Genomic DNA, 21,263 nt, shown 5'->3' on the forward strand with positions numbered 1-21,263 from the left:
TTTTATAAATTGATTGTTTCTCTACTATCCATCCCTAAAACCACGATGGCTTCATTGAAATGAATTTCGTATAATTCCAGCATAGCGCCAGCTTGTTTGATGTTTTCTTCATAACTAGGGATCTTTTTAATCCATTTTTCTGCTACATCATAAACGGTTAAATCACTTTTTTTCACTTGAGCATAATGTACTCGAACATGATTGGTGTTTGAGGTTGGAATCGTTGTAAACGCAATATTGGGATTTTTTTGAAACTCGGTAATTTTTTCGTTTCCTTTAAAGGTTGAAAAGAAAAGACATTTTTTATCTTCATCATAAAAAAAGCTGACGATTCTTACATTAGGTATTTCCTCAACGCTTGTTGCTAAAGCGATCTCTGTTTGCTCATTCATTATTTTTTTAAATGCTTCAATTGTTTTCATAAATTGTTTGCTCCCTTATTTTTCATTTGTCTGACTGACAAGTTCATTCTAACAAACAAACCCTGACAACTGATTGTCAGGGTTTGTTAAAAAGTATTTTAAAGAATGCTTAAGTATAAAAAATCTTGCTATTTCGACGATAATTGATGTCCTCTCGTCCTTCACGAAAGTTGATGAATCGGGCTATAGCGTAAAAATAATCAGATAACCGATTTAAAAAAATCAATGCATCACTATTGATTTCTTCCGTTTCTTGCACACGAACTACACATCTTTCTGCCCTTCTAGCGACTGTTCTTGCCATATGAAGTAAACTAGCGATGTGACACCCACCAGGTAAAATAAATTCTGTTAACGTTGGTGGAACATCTGCGTATCGATCAATTCGTTCTTCTAACCAGATCGTCGGTTGATTGCTCGTTCGGTATCCTTTAGTCTCATTCGGTGTAGCAAGGTCTGTGCCGCAATCAAATAAAACTTGCTGAATCTCTTCCAATTCTTTTTTTATTTCACGATAATTTTGCATCTGACTGATAATATAACCAATCATTGAGTTCAATTCATCAATCGTGCCATAAGCTTCTACTCGATCTGATCCTTTGCTTCTTTTTTCTCCACCGATAATACTTGTCTGACCTTTATCTCCTGTTTTCGTATAGATTTTCATTTATCTTGCTCTCCTTTAGACTCTTCTAAGTAAGCTTTTAATTCATCAATCCCTTGATTTTCAACAGCAGAAATCATGAAGAATTTTTTTGCTCCAGCTAATGATAATTGTTTTTTTGTTCTTTCAATATCTTCTTTTTCAGCTAGATCGATTTTAGTGACTATACCAATACAAGGCTTGGCAAACGCTGCTGCAAAAAGAGGTGAAAAGGTTTGCTTTTTTTCAGTCGCACTTGCCATCAATACGATTACTTGTGCCTCTACAGCTGTAGTTAAAAGTGCACTATAGTAATTACGATGCTGTATAAACTCTCCTGGCGTATCAATAATTTGATCATAAAATTCTATTGCTTGGGTTTTATTATAAGAAAGTTCTTCTCCCTTAAGTTTTTGGGAAAGAGTTGTTTTTCCGCATCCAACAGAACCAATAAAGATTGCCTTTTTCATTTATTTCTTCCCTCCAACTGATAGCAATTATTTTCATAGTGGTACATGGTGTACATTCCTTGCCGATAATCGCTTGACCAAAAATCAGTCAAATAGCCATTGAAGTAATGATCCAAAACTCGTAAAACACCAAGATGTCCTACAATCAAAATATCTGCCTCTGGGTTTCCAGCAAGCCTTGCTTCGATTTTAGCTATCCCTTCAAGAACCCTTTGCTTGAATGATTCAAATACTTCTGCCTTGGGAGGTGTTCTATCAAGCGGTGCATCCAACCAAGCTTGCCATTCTTTTGAATAACTGGCTTCAATTTGGTAGGCTGTAAGTCCTTCCCATAATCCAAAAGACTTTTCGTTAAATTCTGGTACAACGCAGTATTTTTTTTTCGCTCTGATTATCTCTGCAGTCTCCAATGTTCGTTGAAGTTGACTCACATATATCGTTGAAAATGGAACATTTTTCAGTTTTTCAGCAATTTGTTGACTTTGATTTATACCTGTTTCATTTAACGAAACATCTAGACTTCCGTAAAACTTTTTTTCCCGATTCAATGATGTTTCGCCATGTCTAATTAAATAAATCATTGATAACACCCCTAATTTCTAAAAAAGATCAGGATAAAAATAATTTGCCCGATACAATGAAATGCACCCAACGTGTCACCATTCATCCCACCGATCTTTTGATAAACCAAGTGGCGATAAGCAATACTTACTAGGATAACTGCTAAATAGCTAAGACAGCCTTTTAATCCTAATAACCAGTATATTAAACTCAATGCCATTAGCTGACAGAGCCAGACCCGCCAAGTTTCAACACCTAAAAATAATTGCCCTAACCCTTTAGTATGCCCCGCATAACGCATCTGTTGAAATAATAAAACAATTCCAGCTTTCCCAACTACTTGCAGTGCAATCATCAAACGAATTAAGAAGACAATATCTACATCCGTGCCTTGAGTCATTATCGGAATAATCAAAAATATATAGTAAAAAATCAACGCAAGAACACCATTACTTCCAACTCGACTATCCTTCATGATTTCCAACATTTCTTCTTTGCTCCTGGAAGAAAAAAGGCCATCACACATATCAGCTAGTCCATCCATATGAAATGCGCCTGTCAACATCACATCAAAAAGTAAAGTGCCTATCCAAGCAAGGATTGAAGATTGTAAAAACCAATAAAGTCCCCAAAGAATGAGGCCATCGACTAAACCTATCACTAATCCTAAAATAGCAAACCAAAGGATTCCTTTTTTAAATCGTTCTTGCCCATGGTCAATTTCGATTGGAAGTGGTATCCGTGTAAAAAATTGAAGATATAAAATTAATAGTTTAATCATTTTATTTTTTGCGGAATCCCACAGACAACAAAATATACCTGCTCCGCTTCCTTCGCTAAATATTGATTCACTTTACCTAGTAAATCTTGAAACCAACGTCCTAAACTAGTCATTGGCACTATACCAGAACCAACCTCATTCGTAACTATAACCGCCTTTGTATCCGTTTCCATTATCGTTTTAGTGATTTTTTCCCACTCACTAAAAATCTGTCCCTCGAATTTTTGACGTTCTTTAGCCGTATAATGATCAAAAACAGTTTCTATTCTTTCTAAATCAGTATCTAGCTCTTTAGAGAGTAGATGAAAAAACAGATTTGTCGTCATGATCGTGACACAATCCAAGAGGTACGCATCATACTTTTGCGATGTTTCTTTAATCCATTCATCAATAGCAAGAAAACGTTCTTCTGTATACCATGCAGCAGGTCTTGCCATTTGATGATGTTGGATCCGCGCATTCATTTCTTCATCAGGATACTCCATGACACTTGTTGCAATATAGCAAACGGATGCTTCATTTTTGAGTAAACTTTCCGAAAACGATGACTTGCCACTTTTGGCGCCACCTGTCACTAATGTATAACTCATCTCGAATTCTCCTCCATGAAATAGCCAATTTTCTTTATAGGAATAGCTTGGTTTGACAATTGAAGCATCTGATTTTCTTCAACAGCCACGAGCAAAACCGTAGCAGGACCTGCAGAACCTGTATCCATAAATTGAGCTTGGTCAAAAACCACCTTCAAGCAACTTGACTGAGCAAGTTGTGTTGCTTCATAACTGATCCCTTTAGAACCAACGGGCAATATTTCTAAAACGTGCGCTTGTTTTTGAATCGCATACAAATCTTGATAAGAAAAAAGCCGATTATCATGTTTTAGTACATCAACGCCTACATAAGGTTCACCTACTTGATACAGCAAACTTCCAGACAACACTTTTCCATATCTTAATTCATTTTTTTGAATTGATCCGATAACGGTCACGCCGAGTGCTGTCATTTCTGTATGCATATTCTCCTCCGTGCTCCCATTGATCAGGACGTTTTCTAAGTCAGCTTTTGCTAATTCAGCAAGAATTCCTTTCAGTACTTTTTGACCTGTCGGTTCCATCTCGCCACCAATCGCATCAATCAGCATAATCGGTTGACCACCAACTGCCAACACCTCTAGTAACGCTACTCTCAAACAAAAAGCCGCTGTGATTTCTGGATCTATCCTTAGTTGATCTGCTTCTTTTAATCCGATTGCAGCACTACTGTCACAAGCTACGACAATACCAATCTCATCCGTAAAAAAAGTAACCGATAAATCACGAATATTTTCTTTCATCTGTTACCCAACTTTCTTTTAGCACTAAGGTCAACAAACGTTTGCTCTAAAAAATAAAGAACAACCTCCGCTAAAATTAAATTCAATAAAGAAGCTACACTTAAAGGAAGGAACAAAACATAAACTATTTTGCCCAACAAAGGGTACAAAAAAAGTAAAGATAACGGTGTGTTGATCAAGTAAGCCAGCATAATCGCTAGAAAACGATTGATTGAATACCTGTTGGTTACCTTGTCTCTAATTGTTCCATAGCAAAATAAACAACATGCCATCAAACCTGCAGTGATCAAATGAACTGGGATCGTTAATGGGAATCCTGCAATCGTTGCGCTTGCCAAATGGCCAAAACTCCCCAAAAGAAACCCTATTCTTGGACCAAGAAATACCGTCCCTACAAAGCCTGGTAGCGAATCTAAAGCAATCGAGCCAGTTATTTTGAACATTGATCCAATTACAGATAATGCTATAAACATTGCTGTTAAAGTCAATTGCTTTGTCATCAGCTTCCTCCTATAGTTTATTTAATGTCCAAGTCACTGTATCGCCGTCTTTTAAAAAGTATTCAACAGCCCCTACTTCTGGTTGCTTGCCATTCACGTCGTATAACCAGTATTTACTTGTTTTGGCATCTTGAGCATGACCATCGATACCGCTGATAAAATCTTTATCCATATCAACTTTATAATTTTTCTCCATGACCGTTTGAAGTGATTCATCTTTTTTAACATCTACTTCTTTTTTATCAAATTCTTTATCATCTTCCTTTAAGATGATTGTTACTTTCATTTTGTCTTCTTTGGCTTGTTTAGTATCGCTTGTTTTCCCACATGCGCTTAATAAAAAGATGACTATTAAAACCATTGCTACTTTTAGAAATTTCTTCATTGTTCATTCCGCCTTTGTTTTTATTATTTTATATCGTATTTCGTTAAAATACGTTGAAGCTTTGTCTGAATTGCTCTAAATAGCAAACAAGAAAAGAAGGCATTCGCAAAACAGTATGACACTGTATAAGGAACAGCTGTAATTAATAGTGCTAGATATCTTTGCCAAGAAAAAGATCGATCAATTGAAAAAACCGTCCATAAATCCATAAAGAAGGAAAAAAACAGGCCTGCAAAAATACCATATAAGGCTAAGAACCAATAGCTTTTCCCAAGAATTTTTTGCATCCAGGGTAACCCTGCCAGACAACCGATCAGCCCCCAAGAAAACATTTGAAAGGGCGTCCACGGTCCTTGACCAAATAACATGTTAGAGGTGATTGCTGACAATGACCCTACTAAAAAACCAACTTCTGAACCTAAGCAAATCCCGCAAATAATAATGATTGCTGTCATGGGTGTAATCGCAGGAATCATATAAAATAAGAATCTTCCTAACACCGCAATCGCCGTTACAACCGCAATCAATACTAACTCTTTGATATTCAGCTGTTTTTTCTCATAGCGATAATAAATTGGGATACATGCTCCTATCACAAGGAGCATCGAGATCACTTGATACTGACTAGCTTGAAAAAGCGTAATTCCTATAAGAAATAACACTACCACTAGTATACTTCTCACCATGATTGGATTCGTCTTCTTATTCATGAGCCCACACCTTTAGCACCAAGATAGGCTTCTATCACTTCATCTGTCGTGACTAAATTTGAAAATAGTTCACGTGAGATACGACTAGCCGCCGTTGTATAAAACGTATGATGACTAAAAAACTGAGTGGGCTTAGCCGTTGTTAATAAATTATTCTGAAAAAATAACCCGCAACGATCAGATAATTCTGCTGCAAAATCTAAATCATGTGTCACTACTAAAATCGTCTTTCCTTGCTTGGACAATTGTTTTAGTATGCGGATCAATTGTTTTTTCCCATAGTTGTCGATTCCTTTGGTTGGCTCATCTAACAACAACACTTTTGGCTCCATCAAAAGAAGTTTGCCGAGGGCTGCTCTCTGGCATTCACCCCCACTTAGATCGAGTGGATGTTGCCTTATTACTTCATTAAGATCAAGCAAGGTCACAACGTTTTCAATTCGATTGCATTTTTCTTGTTCATCCATTTTTTTGCTGTCTAAATAATTGTTGTAATCGTCTGTTACTGAATCGCGGATAAACATCATTTGAGGTTCTTGTGGCAGATAGCCAACGACTTGCTGATTTTGTTTGATTGGTTGTTTGAAAAGCATGATTTTCCCGCGATAGCACTTATGAATGCCAGCAATTATTTTCAATAAGGTCGTTTTTCCTGTGCCGTTTCCCCCAACGAGAGAAAATATTTCTCCTTCAACTAAATCAAGATCAACACCAGCCAGAATATCCCGACTATTTTTCTCATAACGAAACCAACAATTTCTTAATTGAAGCATTGGTTTTTCTTTTATTTTTGTTTGTTTAGCCAAATTTTTCTCTTCTGTAAAAGGTAATTCAGGAAATTGTTGAGCTAAGAACCGTTTCCCTTCAATAACCGTAATTGGACTTTTTCCACTAAGACCACTTGCATGGTAAAGTCGTACCGCACTAGGCAGACTTATCATAAAACGACTAAGGTCATGTCGATTATCCTTAATTTGGCTGGAAATACTTGCTGGCTTATCTGAAAGAATCAACTCTCCTTTATCTAAAAGCACAACGTTATCCGCTAGTGAAAAAACAGACTCCAAAGCATGTTCTGCTAACAAGATTGTCAACCCCATTTCTCTGTTTAAACGAACTAGAATATCAACAAAGTTTTGAGAAGCAATCGGATCGAGCTGTGTAGTGGGTTCATCTAAAATTAAAATATCAGGTCGCATGACTAAAACAGAAGCTAAATTCAATAATTGTTTTTGTCCACCAGATAAATCTTTTGTTTGGTATTCCACCAAATCTTGAATCCCCAAAAAATTGACCATTTCAGCAATTCGACTTTTTATTTCAGATGAATCCAAACCGATATTTTCTAAGCCAAATGCTAATTCGTGCCATGCACTATCTGTTACGATCTGGTTTTCTGGATTTTGCATGACATAACCGATTTTACTTGTTGAAAATACCTCTGGGATCGACGTTATCTCCTCTTTATTTAAATAGATTTCTCCAGTTTGTTCCCCAGCTGGTGTCAATTGAGGTTTTATCATTTTTAATAATGTTGATTTACCACTTCCAGAAGCCCCACATATTAAAACAAAGTCGCCTTTTTTTATAGACATGGTCACGTTTTTTAACACTAATTTTTTGCTACCAGCATAACAAAAGCTTAAATTCTTGATTTCAAGATAGTCCACACGATCACCTCCCTTATTCGATTCAATGTTGGTAACAAGGCTAAAACGAAAATCATTAAATAATCCAACCAACGTTGTTTTAGGAGTAATAATAGATTCTCACTATAGGGATAAAAATTGAATTGATAGTCTCCTTGTGTTCCTGAGATAATGAAAAAACTACCTAAACTGAGTATGACAAACAAAGAAAATAAATCCATATTCTTCCACCGATAGACCGTCCGACTGCTCCTTGCCGTCACACCATACCCTCGCGCTTTCATTGAATCTGCAGTATCCATAGCGTTTTCTAGAGCCCAGGAAAATAAGTTGCCAAACAAATCCAATCCATAGGAAGCCTTTTCCGTAAGTTTTCTTTTCTGCGTTAGCTGAATCGTTTTTTGCACCTGATTCAACTCCTGATAGTAGACTTGAAATAACGGAATAAATCGAAAGATCATTGTTAATATCAATGCAGATTTAGGAAATCGTTTCCCAAAGAGATAAAAAAATTTTTCAGAATCAACTGTAGTTTGAAAATTTTGAAACAAGTAAAGGATGGAAGCAATCATCATCCCCATAAAAAAACCATATACAAATGCTTCAAGTGTAATCGGTTTACTTAAAAAAAAGAATAAAATCGTACCACCTCTATGTACAAATAAGGGGTTTGTGATCGTGATCAAGATCAAAAAAATCAACGGATAGATAATTGAATGCTTTTCCCCTTTTTTTAAGTGCAGTAATTGGAAAGATAAACTACCTAAAAAACAGCAACTAATAATAAGCGGATTGGTGGTACTCATTGCAATCAATAACATCACTACATAATAACAGGACGTGACTAACGGATGTCTTCGTCTAAAAAAATTTGGATTCATTTCTCGCTCCTCTTCTTAGATTGAACAATAAAAAAACAGCAGTCACTTTTGTGTAAGTGTGCTGTCTGAATTGACTACTATAACTGAATGTTATTATGTCAGATCAGCAAACAACTTTTATACAAAAGATGTTGATATAAAAAGTGTAGATATAAACTCATAGATTCATGAATCGTTCAAACACTTTCTATTCTGTATTTTTGCTATATCTTCATTGACATAATCATCCATCGTTTTAAACAACTTCATTGTTGTTCGACCACTTTCATTATATAAATTTCTCCCTTTAAAGTCAATATCCCTTAAACGAATTCCTCTCTTGTAGAAGTCTTTTCTTGATACAAAAAAATAGCTCAAAAAATCAGTTGTCCACTAACTTTAAGAACCATTTTTATTCATTCACTGATTACTTTTGCCAATCTGCTGGATACGTCACATAAATAAAGCGCGCTTTTCCAGAAACCGAAAACTTGATTTGACTCCCTTTAGGAATCAAAATAATTTCTCCTGGACCTGCTGTAATAGTACGCCCATCAATAATAACATCTAAACGGCCTTCAATAATATAATCGACTTCATCATACTCTAACAACCAATCAAATGTTGTATCTTCCATTACCATCAAACCGCATCCAAGACGAGGGCTTTCATCTAATGTAACCAAATCTTTACAGTATACTTTATGCACAGGATTCCCAGTATCTAAACGATCTTCTTCTGACACATTTAATGCTGGTAATTTAATAGACAAGACGCCACTTGGATCGACAGTTTTTGTTCTATTTTCTACTGAACCTAACTGCTCTGTTAATACCTCTCGAACAAGAGCACGAATTGTTTCTTCATTTAGATTACTCATGATTCTCACCTACTTCGCTTCTTTTTTTAGCATCCGATTAGCCATAAACATTGCCACAATGACCGCTGTAATACCTCCAACAAGTTTTCCAACGATCATTGGAAAAATCATCTCTTTGGCAACACCGGCTGTAAATCCTAAGTGATCTCCCATTACAAATGCCGCAGAAACAGCAAATGCAACATTGATTATTTTACCGCGTGGATCCATGTCTTTCATCATTTGAAACATCGGAATGCTATTGGCTAATGTAGCCACCATTCCAGCTGCAGCAACTTCATTCATCCCCAAGACTTTTCCAAGTTTCATTAGAGGTTTATTAAAGAGTTTCGTAATGACAAAAACTAAACAAAAAGCACCAGCTAATGTTAGTGCAATACCACCAACCACTTCAATACCTTCTGCTACAGGTGTAATACCTTCAATAACTGTGACCCCTACTAATAATTGTAAGGCACCTAAAACTAATCCCACAATTGCCACAATCACTACAAACTTTCCGAACACCGTAAAGCCTTTGATCATGGCATCTGGTTTTAACCATAGTCCAATCATGATCAACACCGCAACAAGTAAAATTGGGACAAGATTTTTTAAGATCATCACAACTGGGAATCCCGCGATCACGCCACCTACAAAACAACCAAGAGGGATCGTAATCAAACCAGATAAGACACCTGTAGCTAAATACTGTTGATCTTCTTTTTCAATAATTCCTAAGGCCACTGGAATTGTGAACACAATTGTAGGTCCCATCATCGCTCCAAGAATCGCTCCAGCAAATAAACCTGCTTGAGGATCTTGTGCTAATTGCATCGCTAAAGGAAATCCACCCATATCGTTGGCTAGTAACGTCGTTGCGAACATTGCAGGATCAGCACCTAAAGCTGTATATAATGGCACTACAACAGGTTTCAAAATATTGGCTAAAACAGGTGCTAGCGTAATGATCCCCACCATTGATAGAGCCAAAGAGCCCATCGCCATGATCCCCTCTTCAAATTGTTCACCTAACCCGAATTTATTACCTAAGCATTTATCGATTGCCCCCAAAACCATGAAAAAAGCAATAATATACATGATTATTTCATTAATACTCATTCACTTCACATCCTACTTTTTTATTCATCTATCTCCACTGAATCAATGATACCTACAATCACGGCATCTACTGGAATTTCTGGATTTTCTAATGACATTCTGGCAGCACTGCCTGTTGAAACTAAGACTAAATCATCCAATCCAGCTCCTGTATTATCAGCTGCTACCAAAGAATGCTGAGGGCCATTGTATTCATCTAGTTCAACAACTAAAAATTTTAAACCATTTAGTTTTTCATCTTTTCTGGTTGCCCATAAACTACCTTTTACACGTCCGATGAACATGCGTCTCCTCATTTCTCATTAGTCCAGCTAATGTTGATTTTTTTCTCGCGAATATATTCTTTTGCATAATCTGTAATAATCGTCTGGTCTGAGAGTTCCACTGTATTTTGTAAGCCATTGGTATTGTCAGAAAGATCTTTAACAGTCAAATAGTTTTTATTTTTCAATGCTTCATAAGGAGGTATCTTTTTACTATCAGACACATTTTGTTTTAATTCCGCCAAAGATATAAATATGCCACCATATCGGTAGAGTTGATTTTCAAAATCAAGAATGGTTTTCTTCAATGCATATCTTCCAGCTGTTAATAACGATAGATACGTTCTTCCATCCTTAATAATCACAAATTCTTTGCCCTCTTTAATGGTTTTAACAATTGTTTCTTCCAGGTCGTTTTGTGGGTTGAAATTCAGCGTATTCACTAAATTCTCGAAGGAAATTTCTGTTATAACCACTACGTCAGAAAGCTTATTTCGAGATATTTTATGCAAATAATATATATATTCACACGTTAGCCAATTTTTGTTTGCGCCAAAAAGACAATGTGACCGTGTGCTATTTCGTTCAATTTCGGTTAGTCTTTCCATCACTTTTTCAGTTATTTTTTCGACTAACTTATCAAAATCTGTTGTTTTCATTTTTGATCCCTACTTTACAATATGACCGCGGATTCCTTTTTTAAATGAACAAGCATTCGCTTCATCGTAGTCAATGTGCATTGCTGTCGCAAATTTATCACTGACTCTGATCACAACATCATCAAAAATCAAGGAACGTTGCTCACTATTGATTCTAACTTTTACGATCTCACCTTGGGTCACATTCATTTTTTTTGCATCGTTTGTAGACACATGGACGTGTCGTTTAGCAATAATCAGCCCTTTTTCTAGCGTAACTGTTTTATGCCCATTAACAAGTACGATTCCTGGTGTTCCTTCAATATCTCCACTTTCTTTTACTGGAACTTTGATGCCTAATGCCAAAGCATCCGTTCCGGAAATTTCTACTTGAGAAGCAGCCCGTGCTGGTCCTAAAATTACTACATTGTGCAGCGTACCCTTCGGACCTAAAAGTGTCACACGCTCTTTGGAAGCATATTGTCCTGGTTGAGATAAATAGTTATTGATCGTTAATTGATACCCCTCTCCAAACAAAGCATTGATATGCTCTTGAGATAGATGGACATGACGCCCGCTGGCTTCTACTAAAAAGCTTCGTTCTTCATTGATTTTTGCTACAACTTGATCCACCAAATTATCTATCAGTTGTTCATTCATGCCGCCTTCACCTCTGCTTAAATTTTTACATTCGTTTGTTTAAAACAAAGGAAAAAGCCACTTTAGTATAGGAACAAATTAAGACGAAGGAGACCACCTTTTCTAAAATGCTATCTCATTACTAAGTTTCCTTTTTCCTTTGATTTCTTCTAGCGAAATGATTTAATTTACTGGTGGTAAAATAGCATCAACTTCTGTGTGAGGACGTGGGATCACATGAACTGATAATAGATCACCAACACGCTCAGCAGCAGCAGCACCTGCATCAACAGCAGCTTTTACAGCGCCAACGTCACCGCGAACCATTACCGTTACTAAACCGCCACCAACTTGTTCTTTGCCGATTAATGTTACGTTTGCTGCTTTGACCATAGCATCAGCTGCTTCAATAGCTCCTACTAATCCTTTTGTCTCAATCATTCCTAATGCATTTGCGTTCATAATATAATTCCTCCTAGAGTTTTTTTATTCTTTACTTAATCCATTTTGAATTAAGCCTAAATATTTATTTACATAATATTAAAAAATATTATTGTAACTTGGCTAAAATACGTTCCACTATGGTATCAACTAACTGCTCTTCATTAATAGAAGACGAATTATTCGAAGCGCTAGGCTCTTCTCTTAAATCCTCAAGTTCACGAACACCATACGCGATTCTACGAATATTGAACAAATTTTCTGGACTGATATTATCGGAAGTTGAGCTTCCTCCGACAGCACCACAACCTAAAGTTAAAGCTGGAGCCATATTCGTTGTAGCGCCAATACCACCAAGAGCACCTGGCGTATTCACTAAGACTCTTGAAACTGGTTTTTTCAAACCAAAAGCGCGAATGATAGTATCATTTTGCGAATGGATCATCATTGTATGACCTGCGCCTTCATGATGAAGGATATCCATGGATAACGCACATGCTTCTTCCCAGTTTTCAACTGTATAAAAAGCTAAAATAGGTGCTAGTTTTTCACGTGAGTAAGGTACTTTATGACCGACTTTTGTCTCTTCAGCAATCAATACTCTAGCATTTTTTGGAACAGACAAGCTTGTTAATTGGGCAATTGCTTGAACAGATTTCCCAACGATTTGCGGATTCATGCTCCCATTGGGACGCATAATGTATTTTTCCAACTGTGCTGATTCAGAAGGTGATAAGAAGTAAGCTCCTTGCTTTTTCAATTCTGCGATAACAGCAGCTTTATTGCTTGTTTCAACAATGATTGATTGTTCTGAGGCGCAAATCGTACCATTATCAAACGTTTTTGAATCCATTATGCGTTTGACTGCTAATGGGATATCAGCACTTTTTTCAATATAAGCTGGACCGTTACCTGGACCCACTCCAATGGCAGGTGTTCCAGAAGAATAGGCAGCCTTGACCATTGCAGAACCACCTGTTGCTAGAATCAGCGATGTATAATCGTGTTTCATCAACTCAGCCGTACCTTGCATTGTAGGTTTGACCATACAACTAATGGCGCCCTTTGGACAGCCAGCCTTTTCAGCCGCCTCAGAGATAATCTTGATTGTTTCCAAAATTGCATTCAATGCATTGGGATGAGGAGAAAAGACAATCGCATTGCCCGTTTTAATTGCAATCAACGCTTTATAAATGACAGTTGATGTCGGATTTGTTGATGGGATCAACCCTGCGACAACCCCTACAGGCACTGCAACGTCGATTACTTTTTTCTCACTGTCTTCATTTAAAATGCCAACTGTTTTCATATCTTTGATATAATTCCAGACAAATTTTGACGCAAAACTATTTTTTACAACTTTATCCTGCCAGATACCAAAGCCCGTTTCGTCACTCGCCATTTTTGCTAATTTCTCACGCGCCTCATAAGCTGCTGTCGCCATTGCTTCACAAATTTGATCGATTTGCTCTTGCGACATCTTTGCCAAAATTTGTTGTGCTGACTTTGCAGCACTTAGTAGATCTCTCACTTCTTGGATAGATGCTAAGTCTTTATCAAGAGTTACCATTTGTCAGCCTCCTTTATTTCTTGTCTTTTTTAGCATTCTTTTTATTGGTTGTCTTATTTCCCTTTTTTGCATCTTGCTTTACTTCCTTTGGCATTGAATCTGAAATGATTTCTTCCTCAAAAATTTCTACTTTCAGCTCTTTCACTTGTGAGACAAGTTGTTCTTCAGTGGTTACGCTTTTCGATTGAGTTACTTCTTTTACAACTTCGTTATCAAGTAAAAGTGTTTGCGTTGCAGCATCCATTCGAGCAATCACATGGCTTGCACGTAGACAGCCGAGCTTTTCAGCGACCAGTTTCCCAGCATCAACTGCAGCTGTGATAGCTGCAACATCACCGACCAGCTCCACAGTGGTGATACCACCTTTGACTTTTTCTGATTTTAACAATGTTACATTGGCAGCTTTCAACGCGGCATCTGCTGCACTGATGGCGCCTAAGTAACCAGTTACTTCGATCATTCCTAAAGCTTCTAACATGGTTGATTTTCACATCCTTTAATAAGTAGTTGGATTTTCGGCAACCATTGCAATCGCATCTGCAAATGCATCACACGCAGCTTTACATGCTGATTGACTTCCAGTCAGTAAACCACCACCGAAATTCGTTTCAGAAGGCGGTCCAAAAAAGCTAGCCACTTCAACGTCTGCCGCTTTTAACGCGGCGTCAAGACCGTACATCGCTTCTAGAGGTGGTGCGATTAAGTATGCTAGCGCAGACCCTTCTTGAATCGCTGCTTCTCTCGATAAATACGTTCCTGTTCGTGAGACACAATGTGCAAAATAAGGAATCGAATTATCTTCATTCGCACTATAAAAACTTGACCCATTTTCGATTTCCTGAACCGCAACCGCTAAACCACTTTTAACTTCTGCCGGACTTGGTCCAGCTAATATCCCAATTACTTCTCCAGCTAACTTGGTTGTTGCGTTATCTGCTCCGCCATAAAAGCTTTTTGCGTAAACAACTTCTACAGCAGCTGCCTTTGTCGCTTCATCTAATGCAACATATGTCACATCATCACAAGTTGCAGTAATCAATCCCAAACTACGGTGTTCTGGCCCTAGTCCTAGGGCTTGTGCCATTGAAGGCGCGACATTTGAAATGACTTTAACACTTAGTACACTTGCACCTAAACGCTCATTCTTCATTAGTTGAAAACCTCCTTAATTTACTTCTTTCAAATCGATACCAGATTTTTTATGTTCCAGCATTTTGTGGATCAATTCTGCAATATAAGCTCCCGCTTCAACTGCTGGTGTTCCACCTTTATGGATATTTGAGATTACTGTTCTTCTAGCTTCCGGCATTCCAACGGTCGGTTTATATGCAATATAAGCACTCATCGATTCCGCTGTAACTAGTCCTGGACGCTCACCGATCAAATAGCAGACCACTTCTGCTCCTGTCAACTCAGCGATTTGATCCATCGCAGGAACACGAGCATGCTTGATAAAGACAACAGATTCATCATCAAAATCCAAACCGAACATCTTTAACCCTTGCTTGATAGAAGGTAGAATTTCTTTGATATTGGCTTCGATGGCCGCTGAACTTAATCCATCACCTACAATAATTTGAACCTTTTGATTCGGTTTTACATTTGCCTTGATTTTCGCTGTATTTTCTTCATCAAATTGACGACCTAAGTCTGGACGAGTGACATACTCATCTTTATCTTGGCATTTTGTTGCTACTTCGACAAACTTCATTTCTTTAATCAAAGCATCTGGAACATATGAAAACACAGCATCTTGTGCAGCCGCATGGTCTGCTCTAAACCGTAACATTGATTGTGTTTTATAGCGTGGACCACTTCTCCATAAACCTAAACGAGCTGGCGTTTTAGCTTTCATTTTTAGATAGCCTTCTCGATCAACTGGGTCAGGTACTAGAAATTGTTTACGAATATCCACATCTGTTATATCATCAATCAAACCATCTTCTACTTGTTCCTGGATCGATTCAATCGGGATATGAGGATTTAATTGGTTTGTATTTGTTTCAATGATTGACTTTTTTGTGTCTGTCATTTCTTCTAAAATCGAAACGATCATTGACTTGATTTCATTATTATCCACCATTTATGTTGTCACTCCTTTATTTTTTTAGGAATACAGAAGCATCACCAGCTAAATCGGTCAATTGTCCGTTTGCCATGAAGCCCATTTTTTCCATCCATTCTTCAAATTCTTTGATTGGCCGTTTGTTCAGCATCGCTCGAATCGTCGCTGTTTCATGAAATCCTGTTGTTTGATAATTCAGCATAACATCATCCCCGTGAGGAATTCCCATGACAAAATTCACACCAGCGGTTCCTAGTAACGTTAACAAGTTTTCAGCATCATTTTGATCTGCCTTCATGTGGTTTGTATAACAAACGTCACATCCCATAGAGATACCGGATAGTTTGCCCATGAAGTGATCCTCTAAGCCCGCACGGATAACTTGTTTCGAGTCATATAAATATTCAGGCCCTATAAAACCGACCACTGTATTGACCATAAATGGATCAAAGCGTTTGGCAAACCCATAGCATCTTGCTTCCATTGTTACTTGGTCAACACCGTAATGGGCATCTGAAGACAGTTCAGATCCTTGTCCCGTTTCAAAATACATCACGTTTGGTCCTGCCACTTGTCCTTGTTGCAAAGCAAGATGTTTGGCTTCAGCTATGTCTGTAGCATTAAATCCAAATGCGGTATTCCCCTTTTCAGATCCTGCGATTGATTGAAACACTAGACCTGTTGGAGCCCCTTGTCTCATTGCTTCCATTTGTGTTTTAACATGAGCTAAGACACATGTTTGAGTTGGAATTTCCCACTCACTTCTAAATTCTTCAAATTTCGTTAAAATTCGTTTAACACTTTCAGTGGAATCGTCAACAGGATTCAAGCCAATAACAGCGTCTCCTATTCCATAAGATAAACCTTCCATCACACTAGCCATGATCCCATCGACATCATCTGTTGGATGATTCGGTTGTAAGCGAACCGAAAAACGGCCTGTTTCACCGATTGTTGTGTTTGCTGTTTTAATAATCTTGATTTTTTGAGCTGCATAAATTAGATCTAAGTTTGACATCAACTTAGCAACAGCTGCGACCATTTCAGAAGTCAAGCCACGCGCTACTTGTTTAATATCATAATCCGTTGTCTTAAAATCTAAGATCCACTCTCTTAATTCTTCCACCGTCCAATGTTTGATTCGATTGTAGGCACGCTGGTTCACATCGTCTATGATGATTCTAGTCACTTCATCTTCCTCATATGGGACGGCAGGATTATTAAATAAATCCTCCATTGTTAGCTGTGCTAAGACAACTTTTGCCGCCACTCGTTGTTCAGAGGAAACAGCCGCAACACCCGCCAAGCGGTCTCCTGATTTTTCTTCATTGGCACGAGCCATCACATCCATCACAGATTCAAATTGATAGACTTTACCAAATAATTTTGTTTTTAAAATCATGAAATAATAGCCTCCTTATATAGTTTTATAATTAGAAACGCTGTATTCTATTCAAACACTAACGTTTTTACTACCACGGGTAAGACGCTGCCCTCAATAATGGGCATACCAACATCAACATAATCACCATTTTCAACTTGAATCCCATCAATACAAACAAATGGATAATTAGGTGGTAAATAATTAAACAAGGCTTGTCCTAACGATTTTGCATTATCTTCTTCTAAGATCACAATCAGTGGGAACTTGTTGACGATCTGTTCTTCAAAACCGGATACGATGGACTGAGCTGTATCGATTATTTCCTGAAACGTTGGACTGCTTTTTCCTGATAACCCTAAGGCAACAGCTTGATGCTCATTGTTGACTGAAAACCAATTCAATTTTTCTTTGATGACTGAAACAAATGCCTTTGCTTCACTTTGCTCATCTACTTGAGACATTCTCAGTACAGGAACATTTTTGATAGGCAAACTCTTTTGATCGTAGGTAATCGTACTGCCGCTAACTTTGGTCGTATGAGAACCAGCACCCACAACTGTCGCACGAATCGTTTCAAGTGAGACAATCACTTTTTTCTCCTGAAATAGTCGAGAGTCTAAAATTGCTTGCCCTAGTAACACGCCAATATCTCCATATTGAAATGGATCGGAAGGTTTATGTTGAATGCAATCTGCTACGCCCCCTGAAAAAGATAAACAGTCTATATTAGTATCAAGTTTTAATCCTTTATTGGTTATCAATCGTTCATAATAAGGGTTTAAATCCCCAATCCCTACACTATTTTCAAGAACTGAAACCAATGTTTGGATGATTGGTTGCACTAATTCTGCTGAAGCGGCCATTCCTTCCTTGATCGACCAAGTTTCTTTTTCGATGATTTCTTTCAATTTTGGCGCAATATATTGAATCTTTTTCGTTTGAGGATCTAATCGAATTAATCGTCCACCTATATCAAAACAGGCGGTATCAATTAAATCATCATCTTTAAAAAGAACCAGATTGGTCGTTCCTCCACCAATATCTAGATTAACTACTGATGTATGGTGTTCTTTAGAGTAAACTTGCGCCCCTGCTCCTTTACCAGCAATAATACTTTCCAGATCTGGTCCGGCCGTAGCAACAACAAAATCTCCAGCATAGCCGCTCATTGCTTGTAAAACAGAGCTTGAATTGTCTTTCCTAGCTGTTTCTCCCGTAATGATCACTGCACCGATTTGTATTTCTTCTTTTTTGATACCTGACTTTAAATACTGTTCATCTAAAAATGTCTTGATCGATTCAACATCAATAATTCTGTGTTCTTTTAAAGGCGTGAAGATAATATCACTACGGAAAATCACTTCTTTTTTTGTTATTTCAATTCTTGGAATTGTGAAAGCTGAAGCCATATTATTCATTGTCAATTTAGAAATTACCATTTGAGTGGTAGAGGTTCCTAAATCGATTCCAACACTTAGCATTGATTCAATCATTTTTTCACATCCTTCCTATAAAAAAGACGCTTAAAAAACCTCTAAAAGAGTTTTTTAAGCGTCTTTGCTTGTCTAGATAAACCACCTTGTTTATCTTCTATTTTTATTTTTTAAAATAGAAAAATGTTTTTGTACCCCTTTGATCAGAACGCACTTCTAATTTTCCACGTAACTTCTCTTTTACGTAGCTAGTTACAATTTGTAGACCTAAATTATTTTGTTCCGTATCTTCTTTCTTATAACCAATTCCATCATCTTCGATCGAGATATAAACATATCCATCTTTAGCGTAGACAGTCACGTTGATCGTTCCGTGACTTTGTCCAATAAATGCATGATCATAGCAGTTTTGGATCAACTCATTAACCACTAAAGCAATCGTTACAACAATATCACTTCCCAATATAAGTTGATCATCGATTTCAGCTTTCATCGTAATATGATAAAGTTCTTCATAACAATGATGCATATTTTCTATGACCGAATCCAAAACTGATTTCAATGAGATATTATCTTCCAATTGTTTTGAAAGTAGCTCATGTGTTCTTGCAATAGCCATGATTCGATAAACACTTTCAGTCAAAACCTTTTTAGCTTCATCTGTTGAACAACGCCTTGCCTGAATCCTTAAAATTGAAACCACACTTTGCAAATTATTTTTCACCCGATGATGTATTTCTTTGATTACTACCGCTTTATCACTAATTTCAGCTTCTTTTTTTCTAACCTCAGTTACATCGTGAATAATCACGATCACCGTTCCTTCTGATTCATCAAAAATATATTTCATTTCAAAATATAAATTACCGAATTTGATTTCTTTTTCCATCGAGCCAAGTTTATCGTTACGGGAACGTAAATAGTTCAATTGTTCAAATGTTGACATATCCAATGACAAATTATCATAATGCATGCCCAAAATATCATCCAAATAACCAAAACCATGATAGTAGGATTCTGCAGCTCGGTTCATCTGAACTAAATATCCTTTGCGATTAAAGATCAAGATTCCTTCGTCAATATTATCAGTCACAAATTCTTTAGATGTAATTGATATAGGACTATTCTTATAGCTTTCAGCTTCACTTTGTTCAACTAAAAATTGTTTCATTTTTTCATCTACTGAATCTTCGACAATTACGACACCGATATTCTTTCGCTGATTACGAATCGGATAAACTCGTTGACGTACCATGACATTTTCTTGTGAGCGAGCGAGTAATCCAACTGTATTTAACGATGTTTCAAAGGTTCGATAAACTGCTGCTTCATTTTTACGTTTTGCTTTTTGTCCCACAATATCCTTAGAGTATAGTGAATTTTTGGAAAGTGGCGGGCGCTGGAACACAACAATCGCATCACCTGTTAATTCATTCATTACATCAATAAAAACATCATTGTCAGGATATAAATGCCTTAAAAGAATTTTTTCAGCTTGAGAGATCAATTCTTCAATATCCTCCACAGTTAAGTCCGTATATTTACCGCATAGTTCATCGATCTTTCTCTTGAAATCAGTCATCAGAGACCACAAACATTTCTGCAATTTCTGCAATTGGACATCGTTTATTCATACTCAAATCTCTTAGTAGCTGATATGCTTGATCTTCTGACATATTCTGTTCGATCATAATAATTCCTTTAGCTTTTTCGATCAATTTTCGCTCAGATAATTTTTTCGTTAATTTTTCAAGCGAGACTTCATACTCTCTCGTCTTGGTTCCTGTAGCAATTGCTACTTCAACCATCGGAGTTAATGATTTTTCCATGATCGGTTTGATCAAATAACCACTGATTCCATATTTTTTTGCCTTCTCAATGTTCTCTTTATCACTATAGGCTGTTAATAAAATGATTGCTTTGGCATATTTTTCAGCTAAAATCTTTTTGCTCGCTTTCAAACCGTCTAAAAGAGGCATACTGATATCCATAATAACTAGATCAGGGTGATGTTGTTTACAGACTTCGATTGCTTCTATACCGTCTGCTGCTTCTGCTACTACGTTGTAGTTTTCAGCTTCCAACATTCCCCGGATATCCATTCTTGTAATAGGTTCATCGTCTACAATGACAATTCTTCCGTTCATAATGGTTCATCCTTTTCTTTATGTTTTTGTGATGTGTGTTTCGTTAAACCCTAAAATAGTCCCTAATCCGACTAACACTTCTGATAATGCTGACTCTACCGACGAAACATCTCCTGTGATCACAACAGATCCACTAAACCTGTCGATAAAACCAATTTTTATATCTCCTGCTTTTGTTGCAATATCAACTGCGATTATTGCAGCTTCACTAGGTGTGATCGTTAATATACCGATTGCATTCGTTTCTACATCGATCAACCCTAATTTTTCATAAATTTCTGAATTAGGATTCGCTATAATATGTGCCAATGTAATTTGCTTTCCTGGTACATACTCTTGAATCATCCGCTGCTTTTCAGTCATTAGGCTCACCTCTTTTTTTAATCCA

At 37.2% G+C, this 21,263-nt stretch carries 27 protein-coding genes and 1 pseudogene; all 28 read right to left on the bottom strand.

Annotated elements, in window-relative coordinates; translation table 11 throughout:
* Positions 1-2: 2 nt before the first annotated feature.
* Positions 3-422: a pyridoxamine 5'-phosphate oxidase family protein gene (locus BCR21_RS02380; protein WP_069644914.1), complete on the bottom strand. Its 420-nt coding sequence runs from the start codon at positions 420-422 to the stop codon at positions 3-5.
* A gap of 109 nt (positions 423-531) precedes the next feature.
* Positions 532-1,089: a cob(I)yrinic acid a,c-diamide adenosyltransferase gene (locus BCR21_RS02385; RefSeq protein ID WP_069644915.1), complete on the bottom strand. Its 558-nt coding sequence runs from the start codon at positions 1,087-1,089 to the stop codon at positions 532-534.
* Entirely contained in the window at positions 1,086-1,535 is a 450-nt protein-coding gene (locus tag BCR21_RS02390; protein WP_069644916.1) for a EutP/PduV family microcompartment system protein, read from the bottom strand. The genes BCR21_RS02385 and BCR21_RS02390 overlap by 4 nt, the downstream gene beginning before the upstream one ends.
* Positions 1,532-2,116, bottom strand: coding sequence for a histidine phosphatase family protein (locus BCR21_RS02395; protein WP_069644917.1), 585 nt, complete (start codon positions 2,114-2,116; stop codon positions 1,532-1,534). The genes BCR21_RS02390 and BCR21_RS02395 overlap by 4 nt, the downstream gene beginning before the upstream one ends.
* Positions 2,117-2,127: 11 nt before the next feature.
* Positions 2,128-2,877, bottom strand: coding sequence for an adenosylcobinamide-GDP ribazoletransferase (gene cobS / locus BCR21_RS02400; protein WP_069644918.1), 750 nt, complete (start codon positions 2,875-2,877; stop codon positions 2,128-2,130).
* The gene (cobU, locus tag BCR21_RS02405) at positions 2,874-3,467 is read right to left on the bottom strand and encodes a bifunctional adenosylcobinamide kinase/adenosylcobinamide-phosphate guanylyltransferase (RefSeq protein ID WP_069644919.1); all 594 of its coding nucleotides are present in this window, start codon (positions 3,465-3,467) and stop codon (positions 2,874-2,876) included. Before cobU ends, cobS begins: the two co-directional genes overlap by 4 nt.
* A complete protein-coding gene (locus BCR21_RS02410) occupies positions 3,464-4,210 on the bottom strand; it encodes an AIR synthase related protein (RefSeq protein WP_069644920.1) in 747 nt (248 codons plus the stop codon). The genes cobU and BCR21_RS02410 overlap by 4 nt, the downstream gene beginning before the upstream one ends.
* A complete protein-coding gene (locus BCR21_RS02415) occupies positions 4,207-4,710 on the bottom strand; it encodes an ECF transporter S component (RefSeq protein ID WP_069644921.1) in 504 nt (167 codons plus the stop codon). The genes BCR21_RS02410 and BCR21_RS02415 overlap by 4 nt, the downstream gene beginning before the upstream one ends.
* A 10-nt stretch (positions 4,711-4,720) precedes the next feature.
* Positions 4,721-5,095, bottom strand: coding sequence for a DUF4430 domain-containing protein (locus BCR21_RS02420; protein WP_069644922.1), 375 nt, complete (start codon positions 5,093-5,095; stop codon positions 4,721-4,723).
* Positions 5,096-5,118: 23 nt separating this feature from the next.
* Positions 5,119-5,805, bottom strand: a complete 687-nt coding sequence (locus BCR21_RS02425) for an ECF transporter S component (protein ID WP_084013197.1) — start codon at positions 5,803-5,805, stop codon at positions 5,119-5,121.
* Complete coding sequence (locus tag BCR21_RS17315; RefSeq protein ID WP_420809822.1) at positions 5,802-6,746, bottom strand: ABC transporter ATP-binding protein; 945 nt, start codon at positions 6,744-6,746, stop codon at positions 5,802-5,804. The genes BCR21_RS02425 and BCR21_RS17315 overlap by 4 nt, the downstream gene beginning before the upstream one ends.
* Before the next feature lie 27 nt (positions 6,747-6,773).
* A pseudogene (locus BCR21_RS17320) lies at positions 6,774-7,475 on the bottom strand (energy-coupling factor ABC transporter ATP-binding protein); the annotation flags it as partial.
* Positions 7,448-8,335, bottom strand: coding sequence for an energy-coupling factor transporter transmembrane component T (locus BCR21_RS02435; protein ID WP_069644924.1), 888 nt, complete (start codon positions 8,333-8,335; stop codon positions 7,448-7,450). The pseudogene BCR21_RS17320 and the gene BCR21_RS02435, both read right to left, overlap by 28 nt.
* Positions 8,336-8,741: 406 nt before the next feature.
* Positions 8,742-9,194, bottom strand: coding sequence for a cupin domain-containing protein (locus BCR21_RS02440; RefSeq protein ID WP_069644925.1), 453 nt, complete (start codon positions 9,192-9,194; stop codon positions 8,742-8,744).
* Positions 9,195-9,203: 9 nt separating this feature from the next.
* On the bottom strand, positions 9,204-10,295 hold the full coding sequence (gene eutH / locus BCR21_RS02445; RefSeq protein ID WP_069644926.1) for an ethanolamine utilization protein EutH: 1,092 nt from the start codon (positions 10,293-10,295) through the stop codon (positions 9,204-9,206).
* A gap of 20 nt (positions 10,296-10,315) precedes the next feature.
* Entirely contained in the window at positions 10,316-10,579 is a 264-nt protein-coding gene (locus BCR21_RS02450; RefSeq protein ID WP_069644927.1) for a EutN/CcmL family microcompartment protein, read from the bottom strand.
* A gap of 8 nt (positions 10,580-10,587) precedes the next feature.
* Positions 10,588-11,217, bottom strand: coding sequence for a hypothetical protein (locus BCR21_RS02455; protein WP_069644928.1), 630 nt, complete (start codon positions 11,215-11,217; stop codon positions 10,588-10,590).
* 9 nt (positions 11,218-11,226) lie between these two features.
* Complete coding sequence (gene eutD / locus BCR21_RS02460; RefSeq protein WP_069644929.1) at positions 11,227-11,856, bottom strand: ethanolamine utilization phosphate acetyltransferase EutD; 630 nt, start codon at positions 11,854-11,856, stop codon at positions 11,227-11,229.
* Between the two features lie 162 nt (positions 11,857-12,018).
* A complete protein-coding gene (locus BCR21_RS02465; protein ID WP_240488055.1) occupies positions 12,019-12,297 on the bottom strand; it encodes a BMC domain-containing protein in 279 nt (92 codons plus the stop codon).
* A gap of 88 nt (positions 12,298-12,385) precedes the next feature.
* On the bottom strand, positions 12,386-13,846 hold the full coding sequence (locus BCR21_RS02470; RefSeq protein ID WP_069644931.1) for an acetaldehyde dehydrogenase (acetylating): 1,461 nt from the start codon (positions 13,844-13,846) through the stop codon (positions 12,386-12,388).
* Between the two features lie 13 nt (positions 13,847-13,859).
* The gene (locus BCR21_RS17240; RefSeq protein ID WP_069644932.1) at positions 13,860-14,324 is read right to left on the bottom strand and encodes a BMC domain-containing protein; all 465 of its coding nucleotides are present in this window, start codon (positions 14,322-14,324) and stop codon (positions 13,860-13,862) included.
* Between the two features lie 18 nt (positions 14,325-14,342).
* A complete protein-coding gene (gene eutL, locus BCR21_RS02480) occupies positions 14,343-14,996 on the bottom strand; it encodes an ethanolamine utilization microcompartment protein EutL (protein WP_069644933.1) in 654 nt (217 codons plus the stop codon).
* Positions 14,997-15,011: 15 nt separating this feature from the next.
* Positions 15,012-15,926, bottom strand: coding sequence for an ethanolamine ammonia-lyase subunit EutC (gene eutC, locus BCR21_RS02485; protein WP_069645544.1), 915 nt, complete (start codon positions 15,924-15,926; stop codon positions 15,012-15,014).
* A 19-nt stretch (positions 15,927-15,945) separates the two neighbouring features.
* Entirely contained in the window at positions 15,946-17,313 is a 1,368-nt protein-coding gene (locus BCR21_RS02490) for an ethanolamine ammonia-lyase subunit EutB (RefSeq protein WP_069644934.1), read from the bottom strand.
* Positions 17,314-17,360: 47 nt separating this feature from the next.
* Complete coding sequence (gene eutA / locus BCR21_RS02495; protein WP_069644935.1) at positions 17,361-18,788, bottom strand: ethanolamine ammonia-lyase reactivating factor EutA; 1,428 nt, start codon at positions 18,786-18,788, stop codon at positions 17,361-17,363.
* 103 nt (positions 18,789-18,891) lie between these two features.
* Positions 18,892-20,310 carry a sensor histidine kinase gene (locus BCR21_RS02500; protein WP_069644936.1) on the bottom strand — a complete coding sequence of 473 codons (1,419 nt, stop codon included), beginning with the start codon at positions 20,308-20,310 and terminating at the stop codon, positions 18,892-18,894.
* Positions 20,303-20,875, bottom strand: a complete 573-nt coding sequence (locus BCR21_RS02505) for an ANTAR domain-containing response regulator (protein WP_069644937.1) — start codon at positions 20,873-20,875, stop codon at positions 20,303-20,305. Before BCR21_RS02505 ends, BCR21_RS02500 begins: the two co-directional genes overlap by 8 nt.
* 18 nt (positions 20,876-20,893) lie before the next feature.
* Positions 20,894-21,238, bottom strand: a complete 345-nt coding sequence (gene eutS / locus BCR21_RS02510) for an ethanolamine utilization microcompartment protein EutS (protein ID WP_069644938.1) — start codon at positions 21,236-21,238, stop codon at positions 20,894-20,896.
* Positions 21,239-21,263 lie beyond the last annotated feature (25 nt).

The organism is Enterococcus ureasiticus (genome assembly GCF_001730285.1).
Taxonomy (GTDB): Bacteria; Bacillota; Bacilli; order Lactobacillales; family Enterococcaceae; genus Enterococcus_L; species Enterococcus_L ureasiticus.